Annotated in this window: 11 protein-coding genes; 6 read left to right on the top strand and 5 right to left on the bottom strand. The window is 71.9% G+C overall.

Annotated features, from left to right (window positions below; all coding sequences use genetic code 11):
• Positions 1-5: 5 nt before the first annotated feature.
• From O2L01_RS24535 to O2L01_RS24515, 5 genes are all read right to left on the bottom strand, one after another.
• Positions 6-2,180: a DUF4132 domain-containing protein gene (locus O2L01_RS24535; RefSeq protein WP_270124685.1), complete on the bottom strand. Its 2,175-nt coding sequence runs from the start codon at positions 2,178-2,180 to the stop codon at positions 6-8.
• Positions 2,181-2,282: 102 nt separating this feature from the next.
• Positions 2,283-5,627, bottom strand: a complete 3,345-nt coding sequence (locus O2L01_RS24530) for a DUF4132 domain-containing protein (RefSeq protein ID WP_270124684.1) — start codon at positions 5,625-5,627, stop codon at positions 2,283-2,285.
• A gap of 96 nt (positions 5,628-5,723) precedes the next feature.
• Complete coding sequence (locus tag O2L01_RS24525) at positions 5,724-9,038, bottom strand: DUF4132 domain-containing protein (RefSeq protein WP_270124683.1); 3,315 nt, start codon at positions 9,036-9,038, stop codon at positions 5,724-5,726.
• 82 nt (positions 9,039-9,120) lie between these two features.
• Positions 9,121-12,441 (bottom strand): DUF4132 domain-containing protein, encoded by a 3,321-nt coding sequence (locus O2L01_RS24520; RefSeq protein ID WP_270124682.1) that lies wholly within the window; start codon positions 12,439-12,441, stop codon positions 9,121-9,123.
• Between the two features lie 104 nt (positions 12,442-12,545).
• Entirely contained in the window at positions 12,546-13,532 is a 987-nt protein-coding gene (locus tag O2L01_RS24515) for a heme o synthase (RefSeq protein ID WP_270124681.1), read from the bottom strand.
• Positions 13,533-13,745: 213 nt separating this feature from the next.
• On the opposite strand from O2L01_RS24515, the gene tkt reads away from it, so the two are divergent.
• From tkt to pgl, 6 genes are read left to right on the top strand one after another with little or no spacing between them, the layout of a single operon-like run.
• Positions 13,746-15,824, top strand: a complete 2,079-nt coding sequence (gene tkt / locus O2L01_RS24510; protein WP_270124680.1) for a transketolase — start codon at positions 13,746-13,748, stop codon at positions 15,822-15,824.
• Positions 15,825-15,863: 39 nt separating this feature from the next.
• Positions 15,864-16,979 (top strand): transaldolase, encoded by a 1,116-nt coding sequence (gene tal / locus O2L01_RS24505; protein WP_270124679.1) that lies wholly within the window; start codon positions 15,864-15,866, stop codon positions 16,977-16,979.
• A gap of 3 nt (positions 16,980-16,982) precedes the next feature.
• Entirely contained in the window at positions 16,983-18,599 is a 1,617-nt protein-coding gene (locus O2L01_RS24500) for a glucose-6-phosphate isomerase (RefSeq protein ID WP_270124678.1), read from the top strand.
• The gene (gene zwf, locus O2L01_RS24495) at positions 18,600-20,138 is read left to right on the top strand and encodes a glucose-6-phosphate dehydrogenase (RefSeq protein ID WP_270124677.1); all 1,539 of its coding nucleotides are present in this window, start codon (positions 18,600-18,602) and stop codon (positions 20,136-20,138) included.
• Between the two features lie 15 nt (positions 20,139-20,153).
• Positions 20,154-21,098, top strand: coding sequence for a glucose-6-phosphate dehydrogenase assembly protein OpcA (locus O2L01_RS24490; RefSeq protein WP_270124676.1), 945 nt, complete (start codon positions 20,154-20,156; stop codon positions 21,096-21,098).
• Positions 21,095-21,826: a 6-phosphogluconolactonase gene (gene pgl / locus O2L01_RS24485; RefSeq protein ID WP_270124675.1), complete on the top strand. Its 732-nt coding sequence runs from the start codon at positions 21,095-21,097 to the stop codon at positions 21,824-21,826. The genes O2L01_RS24490 and pgl overlap by 4 nt, the downstream gene beginning before the upstream one ends.
• Positions 21,827-21,912 lie beyond the last annotated feature (86 nt).

Raw genomic sequence — 21,912 nt, 5'->3', positions numbered from 1 at the left:
TCTGCTCAGTGGTGGATGCCGGTGGCGCGGCCGAGGCCGGCGAGGATCTCGGCGACGAGGACGGGGTCGAGGGCGTCGCCGCGCAGCGTGGGGACGCCGCGGCGGCGGTTCTTGGTGGGCGAGAACCAGACCCAGAGGATGCGGTGGCGTCCTTCGGGGTGGGGTTCGCGGTAGTCGGGGCTGGGGTCGATCTCGGCGAGGAGGTGGGCGTCGGCGACGACGGCGGCGCTCTCGGCGTTCAGGGCCGCGCGCGGGAGTGCGCGGGCGAAGAGGTGGGTGAACTCGTACGTGGCGTACTGGGGGCGCGCGTCGCCCCAGTGGAAGGTCCGCCAGTCGAGGAGTTCGCTGAGGGCGCCGAACGTGGCGGTGGCGCCGGAGAAGCGGTCGAGGACGCCGGTGCGGGCCTCTTCCTCGGTGAGCGTGAGGGCGGGGCGGCTGAGCTGTGGGAAGGGCTGCAGGATCTCGTAGTCCGCGAACAACTCGGTCCACAGTGGCAGGTCGGGGCCGAGGAGGGCGGGGTGGGCGAGGCGGACGCGGCCGCCGTCGGCGAGGTGGAGGGGCTTGTCGTCGACGTCCGCGAAGCTGCCGTCTTCGGCGAGTCGGAAGCCTTGGGGCCCTTCGGTGGTCTCGCCGATCCAGAGGAGGCCGCGGGCAAGTGAGGCGAGCACGGGGTGGGCGGTGAGGTGCGCGAACTCGTGGGTGTCCCAGACGCGGCTGGTGAGCATCGCGTCCTTGAGGCGGTCGCTCTGGAAGGCGAGTTCGGCGGTGAGGTCCTTGGCGAGCTTGCGGAAACGGGCGATCGAGGCCTCGGCGGTGGCGGCGTCGTCGCGGGCCCCGGGGCGCGGCAGGCGGGCGCGGAGCTTGCCGGTGTCGTCGGCGATCCGCAGTTTGAGCCGGTCGTCGGGCTTGACGTGGAAGGCGCGCGGGCCGAAGTCGAGGGTGAGCGCGGCGGGGTCTTCGAGGCCGAGAGCGGGGGCGATCGCGTCGGCGAGGGGCTCCACGTCGTGCCCGGCTCGGGCCGCGACGTCGGCGGCCTTCGCGGCGGCGAGGTCGCGCACGGTCTTGTGGAGCTTGCCGCGGGAGATGCGGTACAGCACGGGGAAGGCGAGGTCGGCGGGGAAGGCCGCGAGGGTCTCGAGGGCGAACTCGGTCTGCGCGAGGTAGCGCGCGCCGGTCTTCTTGACCTCGGCTTCGAGCAGTTCGGCGGCCTCGGCGCCGCCGAAGCGCGCGAGCTGCCCTGAGAAGCCGTAGCGCTGGGCCAGCGCGAGGGAGAAGCGGGCGAGGGAGTCGGCGTCGCAGGCGGCGGCGACGGTCTCGACGGCCGGGTAGGGGGTGCGCGGGGTCCACTGCGAGAGCACTTCGATGAGGTGCGTGACGGCGGTGGGCGGCAGGATCGCGGTGCGGTCGGCGGTGCGCACGCGCGGGAGTTCGTCCTGGTCGCGGATGGCACCGGCGGTGGGGTTGTTGAGGAGGGGCCGGTCGGGGTAGTCGGCGAGGACGGCGGTCATACCCGCGACCGCTTCGGGCCCATGGGGTTCGGCGGCGCGGATGACGGCTTCGGGGCCGTATCGCCAGGCGAGGAGCCGGAGGGCGCCGCGGGCGGTGGTGCGCTGGTACCCCTTGGGGCCGAAGGCCTCGGGGACGAGGAGGGGCACGGCGTGGAGGCGGTGGCGGTCGAACCAGTCGAGGCCGGGGCCGCGTCCGGCGTCGACGCGGAGGAACCAGTGGGCGGCGGCCGCGGCGGCGGGGGTGCTGCGGATCGGCATGAGCGCGCGGGCGTGCCAAGGGGAGTCGTGGAGGTGGGCCACGGCCTTGTCCGCGATGGCGGGGCCGCGGCGGGCGAGCTGGGCGAGGACGGCGTCCGCGAGGTTCCATCCGGGCCGGTAGGTGGAGGCGTCGTCGCGTTCGAACTCGTCCCAGTAGGTGTCGGGGTCCCATTCGACGAGGTCGGGTTCGAGGGCCATGGCGTCCTCGAACTCGCCGGGGCGGCCGACGATCTGCGGGGCGGGGGCCTTGAGCCCGGGGATCTCGCGCGGCGGGCGGCTCCGGCGCGGTTCGGTCCAGGGCGGAGCGACGAGCACCTTCGGGAGGTCCGCGAGCGCCGCCTCGGGGAGGCCGGGAGACTGCGACTCATCGGTTACGTCGAGTCGCTTCTCTTGTGGCGCAAGGTGATCGGACATGTCCTGCTTTCCTGGGGGCGGAAGTGTCATGCAGAGCATAAGAGGCGGGTGCGACACGCCTCCGGCCCGCCGCCTTCGAACAGGCGGCGGGCCGGGCTCGGGTCACTCCTGGCCGGTGACCCTCACGAGGGCCGTCAGGATCTCGGAGGCGGCGACGGGGTCGACGGGCCCGTTGTCGGTCTTCGCGTTGGGCACACGCCAGCCGTCGAGGTCCTGCGCGGAGAGCACGACCGTCCGCAGTGTCTGGTCGGGGCATTCGTCGATCGCGCCGATCCAGATGCCCGGATCGAGGTCGAGCACGACGTAGCCGAGACCGGGCACGGTGCAGGCCATGCCCGGTTCGATGCCGGCGTCCTGCGGGGAGGACCGCACCCAGCCCTTGCTCGTGAGCCCGAGGAGCTTGCCGACCGGGACGGAGGCGCCTTCGAAGCGGGCGAGGCGGCCGGTGCGCAACTCCTCCTCGGTGAAGGCGTGCACGGGGCGGCCGAGCTGCGGGAAGGGCTGCAGGATCTCGTAGTCCGCGAGGATCTCGGCCCACGCGTCCACTTCGGCGCCCATGATCGCGGGGTGGGCGAGGCGCACGGCGGCGTTCGCGGGGAGCGCGTACTCGTCCTCGTTGACGTCGGTGCAGCCCTTGTCCTCCGCGAGGCGGAACGCGGTCCGCTCCCCGCCCGCTTCGGCGATCCACACCAGGCGGCGCGCGAGGTGCCACACCAGCGGGTGCTGCACGAAGTGCTCGTCGAACTCGGCGGGCGTCCAGGTGCGGCCCTGGACCATGGCGCGTTCGAGGCGCTTCACCTGGTCGGCGGCGACGCTGCGGAGGTCCTTGCGCAGGGCCGCGAACCGCTGGTACGCGGCGTCGGCGAGCAGCTCGTCGTCCTTCGCGCCGGGCTTGGGGAGGCTCTTACGGGGCTTGCCGTCCATGTCGGTGACGAACGGCTTCAATGCCTCGTCGAAACCGACCTTGAACTGGCGGGGCCCGTAGTCGAGCACCAGCGCGGCCTCGTCGCGCAGCCCGAAGTCGGGCACGAGTCGGTCGGCGAGCTGGTCGGAGGTGAGGCCGAGGTTCGCGGCGATGGCCCTGATCTGCTCGCCCGCTTCGGCTTTGATGGCGGAGAACTTGGCCTTCTCGGCGATCTGGTTGATCGCCCGCAGCGCCGTCTCGCTGCCGATCGCGCCGAGGACCTTGAGGCCCTTGACGGACCGCTGGTGCTGGTTCTCCCCCGGCCAGCGCGCGACGAGCGGCTGGAGGAGGCGCACGGCCTCGTCGTCCCCGAAGTGCGCGAGCTGCGTCAGCGCCCAGCCGTCCTCGGAGGGCGCCCCGGCGGTGAGCCACTGCTCGAACAGCGCGAGCGAGAAGCGCGTCAAGGACATCGGGTCGCAGGTCTCGGCGAGGACCGCGACGCCCGGGTAGTCGTACTCGGGGGTGCCGAGGGCGAGCACGGTGATGGCGTTGCGGACGGCGGCGTGGGGCAGCGCGTGCTCGCGGCCCTTGAGGAGCACCTGCGGCAGGGCCACCGGGGAGGCCCACGCGCTCGGCTTGGGAACCTGGACGCCGACGGGCGTGAGCGGGTCGATGTCCACGAGCGCGCCGATCGCCTCGGCCGCTTCGTCGCCGTACTGCGCGGCGGCGGCGCGCACCAGGTCGGGGCCGTGCTCGGCGGCGAGGTAGCGGAGGGCGGCCTCGGCGGCGGCGCGGAGCTTCTTGGGCTTGCCGAGCGCGTCGGGGACGAGCAGCGCGGCGGCGTCGGCGGCGTGCCGGTCGAGCCATTCGATCGCGAAGGCGCGCAAGGTCTTCAGTCGCACGAGCGCATCGGCGGCGTACCGGGCGACGGTGAGGTTCGCGACGGGCAGCAGGAGGGTGCGGCGGTAGTCGTGGTCGTACGCGGTCGCGGCCAGCACCTGCTGGGCCGCTTCGGGGCCGAGGTTGAGGAGCATCCGCTGCAGGACCTCGAGATTGAAGTAGTTGTTCGCCGTCTTCCAGCGCGGGAGGAGTCCGGCGGCGACTTCAGGGGGCGCGAAGGCGAGCATGACCGCCTGGTCGCGGGCGAGCATCTTGTCGAACTCGCGGGTCTCGTCCTCCCAGCGGGTGGAGCTCCACTCCTCGCTGCGGCGGTACCGCTTGAAATCGTAGCTGTGGCAATCGCGCCAGGCCTCGTGTTCGCCTGCGGCCCAGCGCATCCGGCTGATCGGGGCCGGTTCGAGGCCCTTGACGGCGACCGCCGGCCGCTCGGTGCCTTCGGCCGCCCACGGCGGGGAGGCGAGCAGCGCGGGGACGGCCTCGTCCGGGGCCTCGGGGACGGTCTGGTGGCCGGCGGTGAGCGTCGCGATCGCCGCCTGCGTTGCGGCGTCCGCGAGCGGTAGGGCCGCGTCGAGCAGGACCGGGTCGGCGTAGAGCAGCGTCGAGAACCGCTTGCGGTCGTCGGGGTCGGCGGCCGGCAGGCGGCGCGCGATCACTTCCAATGCGCGCCTGGGGAAGTTCGCGGCGACCTCCATGGCGAAGCCGATGGCGGCGGGTTCGTCGAGCCGGTCGAGGAGGGTTTCGAGAGCGGCGGCGCTGGGCATCGACGCGAGGGCCCGGAAGAGGGCCTTCTTCTCGTCGGTGCTGCAGTAGCCGCTGAGATAGCGCTCGACCACGGGCTGCGCCGCGGCGCCGAGGCGGTGCACGAGGTCGGCGACATCGGCGGTGTAGACCCAGTAGAGCGGCAGTGTGGACACGTCGAGCGCCTCGCACTGCTCGCGAGTGGTGACCACTTCGAGGAGCATTCTCGTGCAGGCCTCGTTCACCTGCGAGGCGGTCAGTTCCCCGCACGCCTCGGTCATCCACTCCTCCTCCTCTTGCATGAGGAAGCTGGCCGACAGGCGGAGCTCAGGGCCGGTGCGGCGCTCGGCGACCGCGGCCACGACCGCCGCGTACTCGGCGTCGGACGCGGCGGCCAAGAGTGCGCGGACGTCGCGGATGTCCTTGCAGTTCAGGAACTTCGACCAGGTGTACTCCTTCAGCGAGCGCCGGGTCAGGCCGAGGCCCTGGGACGCGACCTGCTCGGGTTGGAGCGTGAGGGCTTCGGTGAGCGCGGCGACCGCGAACGGCAGGCCGTGCTCGGTCGCGACCAGGTCGAACAGCGGCCGCACGGGCGGCACCTCCGATCCGACGCCGGGCTTGGCGAGCGCCATGACCGCGGCCGCGCCGAGCACGTCGGCGCTCCCGCCGAGGAACGACCTCCCGGCGGCCGTGAACTCGCGGTTGGCCTCCAGGTCGAGGCGCTTGCGGACCTTCTCGCCGTGCTTGTGGAGGAATTCGCGCCCGGCCTCGGGATCGAGCTTGATCTTGCGGGACTTCGCGGCGCCCCGGCGCGGATGCACGAAGCGGTTCCAGGTCGGGGGAAAGGCCAGGCGGTCCTCGTCGGGGAGGGCCGTTGCGATCGAGGGAGTCTCGGTTTCGGTCATGCGCGACAGCTTAGAGACCGGGTACGACACGGTGTTCGCGCTGGTACGCAACGTCATCGGGCGACTCCGCACCAGCCTCCGGTCCCGCAGCGGCGGTCACTTCCCGCCGGTGAGGCGGGCGAGGCCGGCCAGCGCCTCGGAGACGACCGCCGGGTCGAGGTCTTCGGGCCGCGTGCCGCCGGGCACGGCGAGGGAGACGCCTTCGAGGGTCTGTTCGGGGTAGGCGCTCACGGAGCCGACGTAGATGCCCGGGTCCAGCTCGACGGTGATCGAGCCGCCGCCGGGCAGCGGGTAGGAGACGCTGGACTCGACACTGCCGCTCATGGGCCCGGACCGGTCCCAGCCGCGCGAGGTCAGCCCGAGGATCCGGCCGGTCTCGACCGTGGCGCCCTCGAAGCGGGTGAGGCGGCCGGTCGCGAGCTCCTCGGGGGTGAACGCGAGGACCGGGCGGTGCAACTGGTCGAACGGCTGCAGGATCTCGTAGTCGGCCAGGAGCTCCGCCCAGGTCTGGACCGCTTCAGACGCGAGGAGTGCCGGGTGGGCGAGGCGCACGGTCGCTTCGCTTGCGGGCGTGAACGTCTCGTCGTCCACATCGCTGAACGTGCCGTCCTCGGCGACGCGGAAGGCCGTGCGGGCGCCCGCGTGCTCGGCGGTCCAGACGAGCCGCCGCGCGAGCTGCCCGGTGAGCGGGTGCGCGACCTGGTATGCACGGAAGTCCGCCATGGTCCATTCCCGACCGTCGATCATGGCGCTCTCAAGACGCTTCACGAGATCGGCTGCGACCGTTCGCATGTCCTTCTTCAGCTCGGCGAAGCGCCGGTAGGCGTCCTCCGCGATCGACGCGTCGTCGTTCTTGCCGGGCTTGGGGAGTGTCTTGCGGGGCTTGCCGTCCCCGTCCTGGACGAACGGTTTCAGGGACTCGTCGAAGCGCACCGCGAACCGGCGCGGCCCGTAGTCGAGGACGAGCGCGGCTCCCTCGCCGAGCCCGAAGTCGGGCACGAGCCGGTCCGCCAACTGGTCGGCGGTGAGGCTGAGGTTCGCGGCGATCGCGTCGATCTGGACCCGGGCCTCCCAGCGGATCGCGTCGAACTTGGCCTTGCGGGCGATGGACTGGACGGCGCGCATCGCGGTCTCGGTGCCGATCGCGCCGAGCACTTTGAGGCCCTTGACGGCCCGCTGGTGCTGGTGCTCCCCCGGCCAGGCCGCGACGAGCGGCGCGAGGACGCGCACGGTGTGGTCGTCGGCGAAGTGGGCGAGCTGCGTCATCGCCCAGGTCTCGCCGGTGGGCGCGCCCGCCTGCAGCCACTGCTCGAACAGGGCGAGCGAGAAGCGGGCCAGGGACGGGCCGTCGCAGGCCTCGGCGACGACTTCGACGCCGGCGTAAGGGTATTCGGGCGTGGCGATCGCCAGGACGGTGAGCAGGTGCTCGATCGCGGACGGCGGCAGCGCGCGCTCGCCGCCGGCCAGGAGCACCTGCGGGAGCAGCGGCGGCGCGGCCCAGGCGACCGCTTTGGGGATCGCGACGCCCACCGGGTCGAGCGGGTCGGCGTCCAATAGGGATTCGAGCGCGGCGGAGGCCTCCTCGCCGTACTGCTTCGCTGCTTCCCGCACCGCGTCGGCGCCGTGGCGTGCCGCGAGGATGGCCAGTGCGGTCTCGGCGCGCTTGCGGAGGGTCTTGTCCGCGCCGAGGGCGTCCGGGACGAGGAGCGGCGCGGCGTCCTCGGCGTGGCGGTCGAGCCAGGCGATCGCGTTGGCGCGCATGGATTTGAGGCGCACGAGGGCTTCGGCCATGGCGCGGGCGGCGGGCAGGTTCGCGATCGGCAGCGCGGCTTCGCGGGTGGCCGCTTCGGCGCCCGCGCCCCTCGCGATCTCGAAGGCGACGGTCGTCTCGAAGCGGGCGAGGGCCCTCTTGAGCTGGTCGGGCCCCCAGTAGCCGAAGGGCGGCCGGGCGTGCCAGCGGTCGGCGACCGGAGCGGCGATGTCGCGCGGCGCGTGCGCCAGGAAGTGGAGGCCCTCGTCGGAGGGGAGCTTGCGCAGTTCGAGCCGGCGGGCCTCTTTGCGCCAGGCGTCCTCGTCGCGGGAGTCCCCGAAGCCGTATCCGGTCGCGGCGAAGGCCTCCTGTTCGCCTGCGGCCCAGACGACCCGGTTGATCGGAGGCGGCACGAGCCCTTCGACGACGACGGCCTTCCGCTTGGCGCGCTTGACGGTCCACGGCGGGGCGGTGAGGAGGCGGGGAAGGTCGGCCGGGTCGGCGTACGGCTTGCGGTCGGGCGTGTCGAACAGGGGCGCGAGGACGGCGCGGGCGGCGGCGTCGAGGTGCGGCAGGGCCGCTTCGACGGCAGGGTCGGTCTGGAGCAGCAGGATGAGGCGTTTGCGCCGGGCGTCGCTCGCGTCGGGGAACCGGGCGGCGACGGCGCGGAGGATCCGCAGCGGGTAGCGCTGCGCGAACCCGGTCGCGACGACCATGACGTCGGATTCGTGGAGCCGGTCGACGAGGTAGGCGGCGACCTCGTCGGAGGGGAGCCCGGCGAGGGCCTTGTGGAGCCTGCGGCGCCAGGCGACCGGGTGGGTGTCCTTCACGCTGTCGATGACGATCGGCGCGGCGTCGGCGCCGAGGCGGAAGGCGAGGTTCGCGAGCGCGGGGGCCTCGAGGCGGTAGGCGGGGACCCGGACCTGTCCGAGGGCGTCCAGTTGCTCAGGGGTCGTGACCGCTTGGGTGAGCAGCAGTTCGGTGGCCTGCTGGGTGGGCCGGTGCCGCTGATGCTCGGCGCAGACCTCGTCGGCCCAGGCTTGCTCGTCGGGGGCGAGGAGGGTCGCGGCGAGGCGTTCGGCCGGGTTTTCGCGGCGGCGCGCGAGCGCCTCGCGGACGGCCGGGTAGTCGTCGGTCGCGGCGATGCGGTGGCGGAGGTCGGCGAGGAGCCCGTCGGGGACGCCGTGGTCCCAGCCGTTGCCGTTGAGGTGCATCTGGCGCAGGCGGATCTGGCCGCCGGGGTCGCGGCCGGTGTCGAGCGTGAAGAACATCCCGGCGGTCTCGGCGGCGAACGGGAGGCCGTGGTCGGCGACGAGTCCCGCGAACATGGCGCGGGACGCGGTCGTCTTCTGCTCCAGGAAGGAGCTCCAGCGGGGATTGCCGCCGAGCCGGTGGCACATGACGGCGATCGCGACGGCCGCGCCGACCGGGTCGGCGGTCCCGTCGAGGAACGCGAAGCCGGCCGGCTTGAACCGGTCGTGGAGCATCGACTCGAGGACGCCGCGGGCCCCCGCCTCGCCTTCGGCGAGCAGCTGGCGGCCGCGGTCGGCGTCCGAGGCGACCTTGCGGGGCTTCCCGGCGGTGCGGGTCGGCTTCACATGCCGTTCCCACGCGGACGGGAAGTGGACCTGGTCTTCTTGGGGTGCAACCGATGCCGTCATCTGCGTCCTCCGTGCGGGCCGGGAATGTCGCAGCGAGCATAGGGAACCCGTGCGACATTCCCGTTCCGTCACGGTATGGGCACTATGCGGTACCGGTGAGCCGGGTGAGGGACGCCAGGATCTCGGAGGTCGTGAGCGGGTCGACGCCGGTGGGGAACTCCTCGGGTTCCTCAGTCCAGTGGTAGCGCTCGTAGAGGGCGAGGCGGACGCTCTGGATCACCTGCTCGGGGGCTTCCCGCGGGTAGCCGACGACGATCCCGGGCTCGAGGGCGACGGTGACGCAGCCTCCTTCGGGGAGCGGGAAGGCGATGCCGGGCGCGACGCCGGCGTCCTCGGGCGCGGCCCGGTTCCAGCCGCGCGCCGTCAGGCCCAGCACGCGGCCCACGTCCACTGTGGCGCCTTCGAAGCGCTTGAGGCGGCCGGTGGCGAGCTCGTCGTCCGTGAACGCCATGACGGGCCGGTTGAGCTGGTCGAAGGGTTGCAGGATCTCGTAGTCGGCCAGGACCTCGGCCCAGGCGGTGGTCGCGTCGCCGAGGTGGACCGGGTGCGCCACACGGATGTTCGCGTGCTCGGGCAGGTCGACCGACTCGTCCTCCACGTCGCTGTAGGTGCCGTCCTCGGCGATGCGGAAGCCGAAGCGCGCGCCGTCGGTCTCGGCGATCCAGACGAGCCGCCGGGCGAGGTGCGCGTTGAGCGCGTGCTCGGCGAAGTACCGCCGGAACTCCTCGGCGGACCATTCGCGCGCGGCGACCATCGCCTGCTCCAGGCGCCGCACCTGGTCGGCGGCGACGGTCCGCAGCTCCTTCTTCAGCGCGGTGAACCGCCGGTAGGACTCCTCGGCGATCTCGGGGTCGTCCTTCGCGCCGGGTTTGGGGAGGGACTTGCGGGGCTTGCCGTCCTCGTCGGTGACGAACGGCTTCAACTGCTCGTCGAAGGCCACGTGGAAGCGGCGCGGCCCGTAGTCGAGGACGAGCGCGGCCGCCTCGCCGAGGCCGAAGTCGGGCACGAGCCGGTCGGCCAGCTGCTCGCGGCTGAGGCCGAGCCCTTCGGCGATGAGCGTGATCTGACGGCCGGCCTCCTCCTTGAGCGCCTTGAACTTCACCTTCGCGGCGATGGTCTGGATGGCTCGCAGCGCCTCCTCGGTGCCGATGGCGCCCAGCACCTCCAGGCCGGTGACGGCCCGCTTGTGCTGGCTCTGGCCGGGCCATTCGCGGATGCGCGGCGCGAGGTCCCACACCGTGGCGTCGTCGGCGAAATGCACGAGCTGCGTGAACGCCCAGCCCTCCTTCGCGGGCGCGCCGACGGCGAGCCAGCGTTGGAACAGCGCCCGGCTGAAGCGGGTGAGCGAGGCGCGGTCGCAGGCCTCGGCCACGATCCGGACCCCGGGGTAGGCGTCGTCGGGGGTGCCCAAGGCCAGCACGGTGATCAGGTGCGGGATCGCCTCGTCCGGCAGCGCCTTCTCGCCGCCATTGAGGAGCACCTGCGGGAGGATCAGCGGCACGGCCCAGGAGGCGGGCCCCGGGACCTTGCCGCGCGGTTCGAGCGGATCGGTGTCGAGCAGGTCGCGAATCGCCTCGGCCGCTTCGGGACCGAAGCCCTCGGCCGCCGCCGCGACGGCCGCGCTGCCGTGGGCGGCGGCCAGGCGGGCCAGCGCGGTCTCGGCGTACTCGCGGCGCTTCTTGTCCGCGCCGAGCGCGTCGGGCACGAGGTACGGGACGGCGGCGAGGCCGTGCCGGTCGAGCCAGCGGGCGGCGCTGGGGCGGGCGCCCTTCAAGCGGGCCAGGCGTTCGGCGGCGATGCGGGCGGCGGTCTGGTTGAGGATCGGGCCGGGCAGTTCGTGGCAGGTGTGCTCGGCGGCGGGGTGGACGAGGACGCGGCCGATCGCGCGCTCGCCGAAGCGGGCGAGGACCCGTTGGAGCTCGGTCTGCTTGCCGGCGTGCGCACCGGCGTCCCAGGCATCGAGGAGCGGTTCGGCCCGGTCGAGGTCGGCGTAGGCGAGGAACGAGACGATGCGCCAGTCCCCGGGTTCGACGGCCTCGGTCCCGCGCCAGTAGCCCTCGTCGAGGTCGTAGTCGCCGCGCACGCCTTCCCAGGCCTCGCGTTCCCCTGGGGTCCAAGTCAAGTGCGATGCGGCGGGCGCTTCGAGATCTGCGATGACGACGCGTTTGCGCTTGGGCCGCTTGCGGGTCCACGGCGGCGCGGCGAGCAGGGCAGGGAGGTCGGCGACATCGGCGGCGGGGACACGGCCGGTGCCGGCGAGCAGGTCCGCGATGACGGCGCGGTCCGCTTCGTCCAGGTGGACGTGGAGTCCGGGGTCGGCGAGGTTCACGGCGGCGGCGAGCCAGGGGCGCAGCCCGGTCGGCGCGGTCGGGGCGAGTCGCGCGGCGGTGCGGAGGGCGCGGACGGGGAAGCGGGCGGCGGCCTCGGCGGCGGCCTCCCAGACGTTCGGCCGTTCGAGGCGTTCGAGGATGAAGGCCGTGGCCTCGTCGGTGGGGACCATGGCGACCGCGCGGTAGAGGAGCCTGCGGTCGACGTCGTTGAAGGCGCGCAGGTCCGTGTCGGCGGCGAGCAGGAACGGGAGGGCTTCGGCGCCGAGCCCGGCGAGCACGGACGCGAGGGTGTCGATCTCGGCGTTGTGGTACATCAGGACCTTCGCGAGGCCGGCCGCCTTGAGGTGCTCGGGGCGGCTCGCGGAGTGCCAGAAGAGCGTGTCGACGTTCGAGGGGTAGGCGCGGTTCGGCCCGAAGTCCTTGCAGGCCTCCAGGACCCAGTCCTGCTCGCCCGGGAGGAGCGCCATCGCGGTGATGCGCTTGGTCGCGGTGTCACGGTGCTTCGCGACGGCGGCCACGACCTCGGCGTACGCCTCATCGGAGGCGGCGGCCAGGAGGGCGCGCACGGCGGCGATCCCGCCGTGCCAAAGGCCGAGCACGGCCGTGTCGGGGTGGGCGGGGTCGTGCTCCTTCACGGTGCGTTGGGCGATGTGCCGCCCGCCGTAGTAGCCGCTGGTGACCGGGGCGACGGCGAGACGTTCGACGGCGGCGCACACGGCGAACGGCAGGCCGTGCGCCTCGAGCCACCGGTCGAGCGCGGGGGTGAGGGCCGATTCCTTGAAGTCCCCGTCGTAGGAGGCGAGGAGCGCCCCGACGGCGGCCGCGCCCCGGGCGTTGGGCTCCCCGGCGAGGTACGCGGCGGCGTCCGCGGCGTAGGGGGCGTTGCCGGGCGCGGCCAGCGCCGTCTCCAGCTGGTCGCGGTGGTCGGCCTGCCATTGGAGTTGGCGGGCGATCGCCTCGGGGCCGGCCGGTTCGAAGGGCTTCCCGGCGCGCTTGCCGCGCCACGGCAGCAGCTTGGCCTTCCAGGCCGTGGGCAGTTCGAGCCGGTCCTCTTGGGGCGCAATGTGGTTCATCGGGGTCCTTCGTCAGGGAACGTCGCTGACGACGATAGGCCCGAGGTGCGACACGGTTGGAGACGCCGAAGGCCCGGCCGTCGGCCGGGCCTTCGAACAGCGTCTCACATGAGGAAGGAGTCGGCCGCCAGCGCGAGGAAGAGGAGGGTGAGGTAGCTGGTGGACCAGTGGAAGAGCCGCATCGGCTTGGGGTCCTCGCCGCGGTTGACGCGGCCGAGGAGCTTGTGGCACTCCCACACGAAGAGGCCGCCTGCGACGACGGCGACGATCCCGTAGAGCCAGGTCGCGCCGAGCGGGACGGCCACGAGGGAGACGGCGAGCATCGCCCAGCCGTAGACCACGGACTCGATCGCGACGCGGCGGGCGGGGGCGACGACCGGGAGCATCGGGATGCCCGCGGCGGCGTAGTCGTCCTTGAACTTCATGGCGAGCACGTAGAAGTGCGGGGGCTGCCACAGGAACACGACGGCGAAGAGGACCCAGGCCATCCAGGACATGTGGCCGGTGACGGCCGCCCAGCCGATGAGCACGGGGGCCGCGCCGCACGCGCCGCCCCAGACCGTGTTGTACGGGGTGGTGCGCTTGAGCCAGATCGTGTAGACGACGTCGTAATAGACGATGGCGCCGAAGGTGAGCAGCGCGGCGAGCCAGTTGACGAGGAGCCCCATGCCGAGGACCGCGACGGCGCCGATGACGAGGCCGAAGATCAGGGCGTTGCGCGGCGGGATCTGGTGCTTGGCCAGCGGGCGGCGCGAGGTGCGGGCCATGAGCTGGTCGATGTCGCGGTCGATGTAGCAGTTGATCGCGTTCGCGGAGCCCGCGGCGAGGGCGCCGCCGATGAGGGTCGCGAGGACCGCGGTGAGGGACGGCAGGCCGTCGTACTCCATGCGCGCGGCCACGAGCATCGCCGGGATCGTGGTGATGAGGAGCAGCTCGACGATGCGCGGTTTCGTCAGGGAGACATAGGCTCCAATGAGCTGGCGCAGGGACGGCCTGGCAGGGGCCTCGGCGCCGGGCGCGGGCAGTTCGATTCGCTTGCGGGCCTGGGGCCGGGGGCGGTCGGCCAGGGCGCGGGTCGGGTCCTCGTTCATCACCGCTCACCATACGGGCCGTGAGGAGGTGACCTGGGCCTGGGGCATGGGCCCCTACCTGGGCGTTTCCAATGGGAGGATGGCTCGTGGGCGGGCTCACAAGCCGCTGAATTCCGACCTCCGAGAGACCGCGCATAAAGTTCAGCCTGTGTAGGTAGGGTCAGAAGGCACACGTCAATGGCCCAAATACGACGAGTATCAAGGAGTATCCCAGTGGCACAGTTCGAGTGGACCGTACTCGACCAGAAGGCGGTCGACACGGCGCGGCTGCTCGCCGCCGACGCGGTGGAGAAGGCCGGCAACGGTCACCCCGGCACCGCCATGAGCCTGGCTCCGGTCGCGCACACCCTGTTCCAGAAGGTCATGCGCCACGACCCGAGCGCCCCCGACTGGGAAGGCCGCGACCGCTTCGTGCTCTCGTGCGGCCACTCCAGCCTGACGCTGTACGTGCAGTTGTACCTCCAGGGCTACGGCCTGGAGCTTGAGGACCTGCAGAGCCTGCGCCAGTGGGGATCCCTGACCCCGGGGCACCCCGAGGTGGGCCACACCGCAGGCGTCGAGACCACCACCGGGCCGCTCGGCCAGGGCCTGGCGACCGCCGTGGGCATGGCGATGGCCGCCCGCCGCGAGCGCGGCCTGTTCGACCCCGAACCGGCCGTGGGCGAGAGCCTGTTCGACCACTTCGTGTACGTCCTCGCCTCCGACGGCGACATCGAGGAGGGCGTGACCCACGAGGCCTCCGCGATCGCGGGCGTGCAGGAGCTCGGCAACCTGGTCCTGATCTACGACGACAACGAGATCTCCATCGAGGACGACACCAAGATCGCCCTCGGCGAGGACGTCGCCCAGCGCTACGAGGCGTACGGCTGGCACGTCCAGACCGTCGACTGGAAGGCCGGCGACGAGTACAAGGAGGACCCGAAGGCCCTCTTCGAGGCGATCGAGAAGGCCAAGGCCGTCACCGACAAGCCCTCGCTCATCCGCCTCAAGACCATCATCGGCTGGCCCGCGCCGAAGAAGCAGAACTCCTACGCCGCGCACGGCTCCGCCCTGGGCGCCGAGGAGATCGCCGCGACCAAGGAGCTCCTGGGCTTCCCGGCCGACCAGTCGTTCTACGTCGCCGAGGACGTGCTCGCGCACACCCGCGGCTCCGTCGAGCGCGGCCAGGCCGAGCGCGCCGCGTGGCAGACCGCCTTCAACAACTGGGCCGCCGAGAACCCCGAGAAGAAGGCCCTGCACGACCGCGTGTGGGCCGGCGAGTTCCCCGAGGGCTTCGCGGACGCGTTCCCGGTGTGGGAGGCCTCCGACAAGGGCGTCGCCACCCGCTCGGCCTCCGGCAAGGTCCTCTCGGCGCTCGCGCCGGTCCTGCCCGAGCTGTGGGGCGGCTCGGCCGACCTCGCCGGCTCGAACAACACCACGATGGACGGCGAGCCGTCGTTCCTGCCGCTCTCGCGCCAGACCAAGGCCTACCCGGGCAACCCGTACGGCCGCACCCTCCACTTCGGCATCCGCGAGTTCGGCATGGGCGCGATCCTCAACGGCATCAAGCTCCACGGCCCGACCCGCCCGTACGGCGGCACGTTCCTCGTGTTCTCCGACTACATGCGCGGCGCGGTCCGCCTCGCGGCCCTCATGAAGACCCCCGTGGTCTACGTGTGGACGCACGACTCGATCGGCCTCGGCGAGGACGGCCCGACCCACCAGCCGGTCGAGCACCTCGCCACGCTGCGCGCCATCCCGGGCCTGGACGTCATCCGCCCCGGCGACGCCAACGAGACCGCCGTGGTCTGGAAGACCCTCCTCGGCAAGACCGACCGCCCGGCCGCGCTGGCGCTGACCCGCCAGAACATCCCGGTGTTCGACCGCACGAAGTTCGCTTCGGCCGAGGGCGCCGCGAAGGGTGCGTACACCCTGCTCGACACCGAGGGCACCCCCGACGTGATCCTCATGGGCTCCGGCTCCGAGGTGCAGCTCGCGGTCCAGGCCGCCGAGGCCCTCGCGGGCGAGGGCGTCAAGGCCCGCGTCGTGTCCGTGCCGTCGATCGAGTGGTTCGACGAGCAGGACGAGGACTACCGCGAGTCGGTGCTTCCCAAGGCCGTCAAGGCCCGCGTCTCCGTCGAGGCCGGCATCGGCCTGTCGTGGCGCGACCTCGTCGGTGACGCAGGAGTCAGCGTCTCCCTGGAACACTTCGGTGCCTCTGCGCCGTTCGAGAAGCTGTACGAGGAGTTCGGCATCACCGCCGCCGCCGTGGCGGACGCGGCCCGCTCCTCCATCAAGAAGGCACAGCAGTAGCAACGTCGAAGAACTAGCTGGAAAGCTGGAGGAACACCGATGAGCGCGAACGAGAACCTCGCCGGACTGTCGGCGGCGGGAGTGTCCGTCTGGTTGGACGACATCTCGCGTGAACGCCTGGAGACGGGCAACCTGAAGGACCTCATCGCCGGGTCGTCCGTCGCGGGCGTCACCTCGAACCCGTCCATTTTCGCGGCGGCCCTGTCCAAGGGCAGCGCGTACGACGAGCAGATCGCCGATCTCGCGGTCCGCAAAGTGAGCGTCGACGAGGCCGCTCGCGCCATCACCACCTTCGACATCCGCTGGGCGGCGGACGTCCTGGCCCCGGTCTTCGAGACCACCGGGGGCCAGGACGGCCGCGTGTCCATCGAGGTCGACCCGCGCCTCGCCCACGAGACGCAGGCGACCATCGCCGAGGCCAAGGCCCTGTGGTGGGCCGTGGACCGGCCGAACACGATGATCAAGATCCCCGCCACCCGGGCCGGGCTCCCCGCCATCACCGCCACCATCGCGGCCGGCATCAGCGTCAACGTCACCCTGATCTTCTCGCTCGAGCGCTACCGGGAGGTCATGGACGCGTACATGGCCGGCCTGGAGTACGCGAAGGCGGCCGGGCACGACCTGTCGCAGATCCGCTCCGTCGCCTCCTTCTTCGTGTCCCGTGTGGACTCGGAGATCGACAAGCGGCTCGAGGGCGTCGGCACCGACGAGGCGCTGGCCCTCAAGGGCAAGGCCGCGATCGCCAACGCGCGCCTGGCCTACCAGGAGTTCGAGAACGCCTTCGCGTCCCCGCGCTGGGAGGCGCTGGCCCTCGCCGGGGCCGTCCCGCAGCGCCCGCTGTGGGCCTCGACCTCGGTGAAGAGCCCGGACTACCGCGACGTCATGTACGTCGAGGACCTCATCGCCCCCGGCACCGTCAACACCATGCCCGAAGGCACCATGAAGGACTTCGCGGACCACGGCGAGGTCGAGGCGGACACCATCCGCCCCTTCTACGCTGACGCCGCCACCGTCATGCTCAACCTGGAGCGCGTCGGCGTCGACTACGCCGACGTCGTGCAGGTGCTCGAGGACGAGGGCGTGGAGAAGTTCATCGTGAGCTGGAAGCAGCTGCTGGACCAGATCGAATCCAAGCTCAGTGAGAGCGGAGAATAAGAAGTGAGCGATCCGATGGGCAAGATGGAAGCAGCCGGCGGCCTCGCCGTCACCACCGGCGTCGACGTGAACGCCGCCGTCGAACGGCTGCGCACCGAGGGCATCCCCGCCAAGGTCGCCGCCAAGGACGCCACCCTCTGGGGCCCCGAGGCCGAGGAAGAGGCCGCGATCCGGCTGGGCTGGGTCGACACCTTCGTCAAGTCGAAGGAGCTCGTCGCCCCCCTCGCCAAACTCCGCGCCGAGCTGCACGAGCAGGGCGTCGACCACATCGCCCTCGCGGGCATGGGCGGCTCCTCGCTCGCCCCCGAGGTCATCTCCCGCACCCTCGACCTGGGCATCTCGATCCTCGACACCACCGACCCCGGCCAGATCCTGGCCGAGCTCGGCGAAGACGCCCTGCGGCGCACCGCCGTCGTCGTGTCCTCCAAGTCCGGCTCCACCGTCGAGACCGACTCCCAGCGACGCGCCTTCGAGAAGGCCTTCGAGGGCATCGGGATCACCGAGCACGCGGGCCGCTTCGTGTTCGTCACCGACCCCGGCTCCGCCCTCGAGGCGCTCGCGACCAAGCAGGGCTCGCACCTGTTCCTCGCGGATGCCACCGTAGGCGGCCGCTACTCCGCGCTCACCGCGTTCGGGCTCGTCCCGACCGCGCTCGCCGGTGCGGACATCGCCGAACTGATCGACCAGGCCGAGGCCTTCGCCGCCACCATCGGCAGCGAGGGCGACGACCCGGCGGTCGTGCTCGGCGCGGTCATCGCGGCCAAGCCGACGATCACCATCGCCGACGACGGCACCGGCGTCGTGGGCCTCGGCGACTGGGCCGAGCAGCTCATCGCCGAATCCCTCGGCAAGGACGGCAAGGGCACGCTCCCGGTCGTCCTCGAAGGACCCGCCGCGGCGGGCGCGCGCGGCTCCGACCGCGTGTACGCCACCGTCGGGGGCTCCTCGACGGGCCTGCCGTCCTCGGGTTCGTCGCTGGCCATGCCCGACGTGGTCGTCAACGGCCCCTTGGGCGCCCAGTTCCTCGCGTGGGAACTCGCGACCGCGTACGCGGGCTACCTGATCGGCATCGACCCGTTCAACCAGCCCAACGTGACCGAGTCGAAGAACAACACCAACCGCATCCTGGCGGACGGCCTCCCCGACGAGCGCCCGCACGCCGTGGACGGATCCGTCGAGATCTACGGCTCGCACGCCGAGACCGTCGCCGGCGCCCTCGGTGAACTGCTCACCAACGCGGACAACGAGACCGCGTACATCGCCGTCATGGCCTACCTGGACCGGATCGACGACGCCGAGGTGGCGAAGCTCCGGGCCGAACTCGCCGAGCGCACCGGCGCGCCCGTCACGTGGGGCTGGGGACCGCGGTTCCTGCACTCCACCGGCCAGTTCCACAAGGGCGGCCGCCCCACGGGCGTCTTCCTGCAGCTCACCGGCGAGGTCGACGACGACCTCGACATCCCGGGCCGCGAGTACACCTTCGCCGGCCTCCAGGCCGCGCAGGCCGCCGGGGACCGCCAGGCCCTCGAATCGCGCGAGCGCCCGCTCGTGCGCCTGCACCTGACCGACCGCAAGCGCGGCATCAACCAGCTGCTCCACGCCGTGAGGGAGCTGAGCTAGATGGGCGAGACCCTGCACACCACCAACCCGCTCCGGGACCCCGAAGACCGGCGGCTCCCGCGGATCCCCGAGCCCTGCGCCCTGGTGATCTTCGGCGTCACCGGCGACCTCGCGAAGAAGAAGCTGATCCCGGCCGTCTACGACCTCGCCAACCGGGGCCTGCTCCCGGCGTCGTTCGTGATCGTCGGGTTCGCCCGCCGCGACTGGGGCGACGAGACGTTCGAGGAGATGGCCCGCGAGGCCGCCAAGTCGCACGCCCGCACGCCCTGGCGCGAAGAGGTCTGGGCCCGCCTGGCCGGCAACTTCAAGTTCGTGCCGGGCACCTTCGACGACGACGAGGCCTTCGACCGGCTCGACGCGACGGTCGACGAGCTGCGCATCACGCACGGCATCGTCGGCAACGCCGCGTTCTACTTCTCGATCCCGCCGCTGGCGTTCCCGCAGGTGCTCAAGCAGCTCAAGCGCACCGGCATGTCGGACAACCGCCAGGACGGCGGCGGCTGGCGCCGCGTCGTGGTCGAGAAGCCGTTCGGCGAGGACCGCGAGTCCGCGAAGTCGCTGAACAACCTCGTCGACGAGGTGTTCACCGCGAACGACGTGTTCCGCATCGACCACTACCTCGGCAAGGAGACGGTGCAGAACATCTTCGCGCTGCGCTTCGCGAACGCCATGTTCGAGCCGATCTGGAACTCCAACTACGTCGACCACGTCCAGATCACCATGGCCGAGGACGTCGGCATCGGCTCCCGCGCCGGGTTCTACGACGACAACGGCGCCGCCCGCGACGTCCTCCAGAACCACGTGCTGCAGCTCCTCGCCATCGCGGCCATGGAGCAGCCCAACGGTTTCGAGGCCGAGGAGATCCGCACCGAGAAGCTGAAGGTCCTGCGGGCCATCAAGCTCCACGACGACCTCGAGGCCACCGCCATCCGCGGCCAGTACACGGACGGCTGGGTCCAGGGGCGGCCCGTCAAGGGCTACCTCGCCGAGGACAACATCCCGCAGACCTCGACCACCGAGACGTACGCGGCGGTCCAGCTCGGGATCCAGAACCGGCGCTGGAACGGCGTCCCGTTCTACCTGCGCACCGGCAAGCGGCTCCCCAAGCGGGTCACCGAGATCGCGGTGGTCTTCAAGGAGGCCCCGCACATGCCCTTCGCCGACTACGACACCAAGACGCTGGGCAACAACCAGCTCGTCATCCGCGTCCAGCCGGACGAGGGCATCACGGTGAAGTTCGGCTCGAAGGTCCCCGGCACCGGCATGGAGCTGCGGGACATCTCGATGGGCTTCGGCTACGGCGAGACCTTCACCGAGTCCAGCCCCGAGGCGTACGAGCGCCTCATCCTGGACGTGCTCCTGGGCGACAAGACCCTGTTCCCCGACGCGCAGGAGGTCGACGCCTCCTGGGCCGTCGTCGACCCGCTCGAGGAGTTCTGGGCGGGCACCAAGCCCGAACCGTACGAGTCCGGGACCTGGGGCCCCTCGGGCGCCGATCTCATGCTGCAATCGTCCGGCCGCCGCTGGCGCCGGGCCTAGAAGGGGAGTCTGGACGTGCATCTGAAGGACACCACCACCGGCGACATCATGAAGACGCTGACGAAGCTGCTTCACGAGGGCGGCGGCGCCTCCGGCCTCGCCCTCAACCTGGTCGCCTTGACCACCGAGGACGAGCGCGAAGAGGTCGAGAGGGCCGCTTCCGTCGCCGCGCAGGAGCACCCGTACCGGCTCATCATGGCCATCCCGCGGGACCTCGACGCGACCGAGCCGCGGATCGACGCCGAAGTGACCGTAGGGGAACGGCTCGGCTCCGCCGAGGCGATCATCCTGCGCCTCGACGGACCCGCCGCCGCCCACCTGACCTCGATCGTCCTGCCCATGCTGGCCTCGGACATCCCGGTCGTCACCTGGTGGCTGCTCGACCCCGTGCGCTACGGGCTCGAACAGGAGCTGCGCAGCTTCGCGGACCGACGCATCACCTACTCGGCCCGCGCGGCCGACCCGGTGCAGTCGCTCTACCGCCGCGCCGAGTCGTACTCGACCGGCGACACCGACATCTGCTGGACCCGCATCAGCCTGTGGCGCTCGCTCATCGCCAGCGCCTTCGACGGGGTGACCCACGCGGTCGAGAAGATCACCATCAAGGCGGACGACGACGACCCGTCGGCGCAGCTCATGGCCGCGTGGCTGCACCTGCGGCTGGGCGTGTCGCCGGAGATCGTCGACACCGAGGTGGAGCGCAACTCCGAGCACCTGCCCGCGATCGCCTCCGTGGCGTTCACGATGGCCGGCGGCGAGACCATGGAGGTCGAGCGGAAGGCCGACGGCACCACGGTGCTGCTTCAGGCGGGGCTGCCGAAGCGGCGCCAGACGTTGCAGGGCCGCACGCTCGGCCAGCTGCTCGCCGAGGAGCTGCGGCACATCGACCCCGACACCGCGTACCGGAAGGTGCTCGCCACCTTCCAGGAGCACTACGTGGCCGAGCGGGCGAGCGCATGAGCCGTTCCGGTGCGGTGATCGTCCACAACGACGCGGACGTGCTCGCGGAGGCGGTGGCGGCGCGGCTGCTCAACCGGCTCGCGGACGCGCAAGCGCATCGCGGTGAGGCGTCGATCGTCCTGACGGGCGGGCGGATCGCGGCGAAGGTGTACCAGAACATCCTGGGCTCGCCGATCCGCACGGTCGTGGACTGGTCGAAGGTCGACTTCTGGTGGGGCGACGAGCGGTTCCTGCCGTCCGGCGACCCGGAGCGGAACGAGACGCAGGCGCGCGAGGCGTTCCTGGACCACCTGCCGGTGGACCCGGCACGCGTCCACCCGATGGCGGCCTCGGACGAGGTCGCGACTCCGGAGGAGGCGGCCGAGCGGTACGCGGCCGAGCTGGGCCCGGAAGTGCCCGCGTTCGACCTGCTGCTCTTGGGCATCGGCGAGGACGGGCACGTCGCGTCGCTGTTCCCGGGGAACCCTGCGCTGGACGTGGACGGCGTCGCGGCCGTGGGGGTGCGCCACTCCCCCAAGCCGCCGCCGGAGCGCGTCTCGCTCACGATGAGCGCGATCAACGCCGCCACGGCGGCGTGGATCATCGCCTCGGGTGAGGGGAAGGCCGAGGCGGTCGACGAGGCCCTCTCGAAGGGCGACCTGCCGGCGGGCCGCGTGCAGGCGGTGGGCCACACCAGGTGGCTCATCGACAAGGACGCGGCTTCGCACCTGAAGCACTTGGAGTTCTAGGCAAGACGCGAGGGCCCGGACCGTTCGGTCCGGGCCCTTCGTCGTGTCGGCGTATCGCCCGACCTCGCGATGCCGCCGCGTCTCCT

The organism is Glycomyces lechevalierae (genome assembly GCF_027622945.1).
Taxonomy (GTDB): domain Bacteria; phylum Actinomycetota; class Actinomycetes; order Mycobacteriales; family Micromonosporaceae; genus Glycomyces; species Glycomyces rutgersensis.
Note: the sequence above shows the minus strand (reverse complement) of the source record. Positions and strands in the feature narration are given on the sequence as shown.

Bases quoted from the DNA above. Each gene is read 5' to 3' on its own strand.
- O2L01_RS24535 (WP_270124685.1), bottom strand. From the start codon at position 2,180: ATGTCCGATCACCTTGCGCCACAAGAGAAGCGACTCGACGTAACCGAT.
- O2L01_RS24530 (WP_270124684.1), bottom strand. From the start codon at position 5,627: ATGACCGAAACCGAGACTCCCTCGATCGCAACGGCCCTCCCCGACGAG.
- O2L01_RS24525 (WP_270124683.1), bottom strand. From the start codon at position 9,038: ATGACGGCATCGGTTGCACCCCAAGAAGACCAGGTCCACTTCCCGTCC.
- O2L01_RS24520 (WP_270124682.1), bottom strand. From the start codon at position 12,441: ATGAACCACATTGCGCCCCAAGAGGACCGGCTCGAACTGCCCACGGCC.
- O2L01_RS24515 (WP_270124681.1), bottom strand. From the start codon at position 13,532: ATGAACGAGGACCCGACCCGCGCCCTGGCCGACCGCCCCCGGCCCCAG.
- tal (WP_270124679.1), top strand. From the start codon at position 15,864: ATGAGCGCGAACGAGAACCTCGCCGGACTGTCGGCGGCGGGAGTGTCC.
- zwf (WP_270124677.1), top strand. From the start codon at position 18,600: ATGGGCGAGACCCTGCACACCACCAACCCGCTCCGGGACCCCGAAGAC.
- pgl (WP_270124675.1), top strand. From the start codon at position 21,095: ATGAGCCGTTCCGGTGCGGTGATCGTCCACAACGACGCGGACGTGCTC.